Below are 3,867 nucleotides of genomic sequence, written 5' to 3'. Positions count from 1 at the left end.
TCAAGGTGGTGACCACCACCTCGCTCGACCAAGATCCCCGACAGCGTCAGGCACTCAGCGCAGTTCGCTGAAGCGTTCCGTCGCGCGCGTCCGCCCGGCGACGATGATCGTGTCGTCGGCTTCCACGGCGGTTTCCCGGGTGGCGTAGGTGAAGCCCTTGCCGGGCCGCTTGATGGCGAGGACGGTGATGCCGTAGCGGGAGCGGAGGGCGCTGTTGAACAGGGGGAGGCCGATGATCTCGCCTGGTGGGTTGGTCTTCACCGTGGCGAAGTCGTCCTCGAACTCGATGTAGTCCAGCATGCGGCCCCGCACGAGGTGGGCGACGCGCTGGCCCATGTCGTGTTCGGGGTAGGCGACGTGGTCGACGCCGAGCTGGGTGAGGATGCGGCCATGAGCGTGTCCCCGCGCGGTCAGGCAGTCGAAGAAGTCGTCCCGGAAGCGTGACGCCACCTAGGCGGCGGCGCACCGGATCCCCCGGCGCACCGCAGCCCGTGCACCGGCACCCCGTTCCGGGGCCGTACCGGGGACCCCGGTTCCGCGCTACGATTCCGGCTCATCTCGCTACGGAGGGAACCCCATGGGCCACCAGGAGCGGCGGGTCGAGCTGATCGCCAAGCGGGCCGCACCGCACCTGGAACCCGGCGAGCAGATACAGACGGGGTTCGTCGCGCAGTCCGGATCGTCGATCCTCACCGCACGCGTGTGGACGTTCGTGGTCACCGACCGCGCCATCCTCATCGTGCGCAAAGGCACCGCACAGCGCCTGCCCCGCGACTTCCCCTTCGGCGAACCGTCCGGGATGTACCACACGTTCCAGATCGACCGCGCGTACAAGGTGCACCGGCAGTACTACGCGGAGATCAGGGCCGCCGACGCCGCCCTGCGCGGTACCCGGGCCGACGGCGACCCGCCGGACGGCGAACCCCGCTGACCACCGCCCCACCCCCCGGCACCCGCAGGTCGGTACCCTGGCCGCGGGCCGGGGCGCCGCGGCGCCCCGCGATTCGGAGGGCGGGGTGTGGGGTGCCGGACGCCGCGGTACGCCGGGTGGTGCTCGTCGCGTACGACGACGCGCAGATCCTCGACATCGCCTGCCCCAGCGGCGCCCTGGACGCCGCGAACCGCTTCGGCGCCGACCCCCCGTACGGCATCGGCCTCGCCACCGCCAGCGGCCGCGGGGTCCTCAGCTCCGCCGGTATCGGCGTCGGCGGCGGGCAGCGGCTCGCCGACGTGCCGGCGCGCCCGGACACCCTCATGGTCGTCGGCGGCATCGGACACGAGCGGGCCGCCGTGGACGGGGAACTGGTCCGCCAGGTGCGGCGGCTGGCGACCGGCGCCCGCCGGGTCACGGCCGTGTGCACCGGGGTGTTCGTCCTGGCCGCCGCCGGCCTGGTGGACCAGCGGCGGGTCACCACCCACTGGCGCTACGGCGCCGAACTCGCCGCCCGCCACCCGGCCGTCGCCGTCGACCCGGCGCCCCTGTACGTACGCGACGGGCACGTCTACACCTCGGCCGGCGTGACCAGCGCGCTGGACCTCACGCTCGCCCTGATCGAGGACGACCACGGGCCGGCGCTCGCCCGCGACGTCGCCCGTGAGCTGGTCACGTACCTGCACCGCCCCGCCGACCAGGCGCAGATCAGCATGTTCCTCGCCGCCCCGCCCGGTGGGGACCGCCTCGTGCACGACCTCCTCGGCCACGTCTCCGCGCACCTCGCCGACGACCTCGGCCCCCGCGCTCTCGCCGCCCGCGCCGGCATCAGCACACGCCACCTCACCAGGCTGTTCGCCCGGCATCTCGGCACCACCCCGGCGCGCGCGGTGCGCGCCGCCCGCACCGAGGGCGCCGCCCACCTCGTCCGTTCCAGCCGGCTGACGCTGGCCGCCATCGCGCGCCGCTGCGGCTTCGGCTCCGCCGAGACGCTGCGGCAGGCGTTCCTGGAGCACTACGGGGCCACCGGGGACACGATTCGCAGGATGCCGGACATGCCGCGGGCCCGCCCGCGGGCGGACCGGCAGACTCCCGGAGCATGACGCACACCGACACGGACACCGACCCGACGACCACCCGGCGGGCCGGCCTCGGCGGCGCGGCGGCCGGCGCGGACGCGGCCCTGGCGACCGGGCTCCCCGCCGCCGCCCACGCGGCAGACACGCGGCGGAGCGAGGCCCGGCGGCCGGGACGCGGCCCGCGGATCGGCGTCGTGCTGTACGACGGCTTCAGCCTCCTCGACCCGACCGGCCCCGTCGAGGTGCTGTCCCGGCTGCCCGGCGCCGAGATCACGATGGTCGCCGAACGCCGCGGCCCCGTACGCACGGACACCGGGCACACGGCGGTCGTCGCCGACCGGTCGTTCGCCGAGACCGGCCGGCTGGACGTCGTCCTCGTGCCCGGCGCCGGCAACCGCGGAACCGTCGCCGCCATGGAGAACCCCGCGATCCTCCGCTTCCTGCGCCGCGCCCACCGCCGCACCCGCTTCACCACCTCGGTGTGCACCGGCTCCCTCGTCCTCGGCGCCGCCGGCCTCCTCGGCACCCGCGCCACCACGTACTGGGCGTCGAAGGACTACCTGCAGACGACCTTCGGCGTCACCTACGTGCCCGAACGCTACGTCCACGACGGCAAGGTGATCACCGCCGCCGGCGTCTCGGCGGGTGTCGACATGTCGCTCTACCTGGCCGCCCTGCTCACCGACGAGCTGACGGCCCGCGCGGTGCAGCTCGCCGTCGAATACGACCCGCGGCCCCCGTACGACTCCGGCAACGCCGCCGAGGCGGACCCCGAGCTGAAGGAGCTGGCGCTGCGGCTCCTGGAGAAGTCGCAGCGCTAGCACGTCGACGCGGCACACCCCCGGGCGCCGCGGCACGCGTCCAGGGCCCGGCGCACGCCCCGACACGTCCGGACGTCCGATACGTTCAAGACCCCCGCCCGCGCCGGTGCCATCGTGGACCTATGAACGCAGACCTCTCCGCCGCCGCGTCGTTCATGACCACGCACGCGCGGCTGCTCGACCGCCGCCGCTTCGCACTGCTGCTCGACCGGACGGATCCCGCCGCCGTGCTCGCCGCCGTCGACGGCTACCGCAACCCCGACGGCGGCTACGGCTGGGGACTGGAACCGGACCTACGGGCCCCGGAGAGCCAGCCCGGCGGCGCACTCCACGCCTTCGAGGTGTTCGCGGAGATCGCCCCGGCCACAACCCCGCACGCGGAGCAGCTGTGCGACTGGCTCCACTCCGCCACGCTGCCGGACGGCGGACTGCCCTTCGCGCTGCCCGTGGCGGACGCCGCCGGCTGCGCACCGTTCTGGGCCGGGGCCGACCCGGCGGTCTCGACGCTCCAGAGCACCGCGTTCGCCGCCGGCGCCGCCTGGAAGGTGGCCGCGCACGACCCGGCCGTCGCGGCCCACCCCTGGCTGGACCGGGCCACCGGCTACTGCCTGGACGCCGTCGAGGCCATCGGCGACACCCCGCACGCGATCGAGCTGGCCTTCGCGATCCGCTTCCTCGACGCCTCCTCCGACACCCGGCCGGAGGCCGCCGCCCTGCTGGAACGGCTGCGCCCGCTCATCCCCGCCGACGGAGTGCTGCCCGTCGCGGGCGGCTCCGCGGGGGAGGCGATCCGGCCGCTCGACGTCGCCCCCGAACCCGGCCGCCCCGCGCGCACGCTCTACAGCCCGGACGTCATCGACGCCGAGCTGCGCCGGCTGGCCGCGGAGCAGCGGGACGACGGCGGCTGGGCGGTCGACTTCGCCTCGTACTCGCCGGCCGCCGCGCTGGAGTGGCGCGGCTACCGCACGGTCACCGCCGTGGCGGTGCTGAAGCGGAACTCCCTGCTCTGAGCCGGCCCGCACCGCCCGGGCCGCGG

The 3,867-nt window shown here is 75.2% G+C and carries 5 protein-coding genes; 4 read left to right on the top strand and 1 reads right to left on the bottom strand.

The window, feature by feature from the left end; translation table 11 throughout:
• Positions 1–54 precede the first annotated feature (54 nt).
• Positions 55–450 carry a TrkA C-terminal domain-containing protein gene (locus ABD317_RS34380; protein ID WP_344295383.1) on the bottom strand — a complete coding sequence of 132 codons (396 nt, stop codon included), beginning with the start codon at positions 448–450 and terminating at the stop codon, positions 55–57.
• 127 nt (positions 451–577) lie between these two features.
• Here ABD317_RS34380 and ABD317_RS34375 point away from each other — a divergent pair, with 127 nt between their 5' ends.
• The 4 genes from ABD317_RS34375 (at position 578) to ABD317_RS34360 (ending at position 3,841) form a co-directional block, all read left to right on the top strand.
• Positions 578–931 carry a hypothetical protein gene (locus ABD317_RS34375; protein ID WP_344295381.1) on the top strand — a complete coding sequence of 118 codons (354 nt, stop codon included), beginning with the start codon at positions 578–580 and terminating at the stop codon, positions 929–931.
• Positions 932–1,047: 116 nt separating this feature from the next.
• On the top strand, positions 1,048–2,034 hold the full coding sequence (locus ABD317_RS34370; RefSeq protein WP_425582517.1) for a GlxA family transcriptional regulator: 987 nt from the start codon (positions 1,048–1,050) through the stop codon (positions 2,032–2,034).
• Complete coding sequence (locus ABD317_RS34365) at positions 2,031–2,831, top strand: DJ-1/PfpI family protein (protein WP_344295376.1); 801 nt, start codon at positions 2,031–2,033, stop codon at positions 2,829–2,831. The genes ABD317_RS34370 and ABD317_RS34365 overlap by 4 nt, the downstream gene beginning before the upstream one ends.
• Before the next feature lie 122 nt (positions 2,832–2,953).
• Positions 2,954–3,841: a hypothetical protein gene (locus tag ABD317_RS34360; RefSeq protein ID WP_344295374.1), complete on the top strand. Its 888-nt coding sequence runs from the start codon at positions 2,954–2,956 to the stop codon at positions 3,839–3,841.
• Positions 3,842–3,867: the final 26 nt, after the last annotated feature.

Source organism: Streptomyces synnematoformans (assembly GCF_039531005.1).
Classification (GTDB): Bacteria; Actinomycetota; Actinomycetes; order Streptomycetales; family Streptomycetaceae; genus Streptomyces; species Streptomyces synnematoformans.
This window is presented reverse-complemented; position numbering and strand designations above follow the sequence as displayed.

What these genes read in the sequence shown, in the direction of transcription:
- ABD317_RS34365 (WP_344295376.1), top strand. Translation starts at nt 2,031, where the DNA reads ATGACGCACACCGACACGGACACCGACCCGACGACCACCCGGCGGGCC.
- ABD317_RS34375 (WP_344295381.1), top strand. Translation starts at nt 578, where the DNA reads ATGGGCCACCAGGAGCGGCGGGTCGAGCTGATCGCCAAGCGGGCCGCA.
- ABD317_RS34360 (WP_344295374.1), top strand. Translation starts at nt 2,954, where the DNA reads ATGAACGCAGACCTCTCCGCCGCCGCGTCGTTCATGACCACGCACGCG.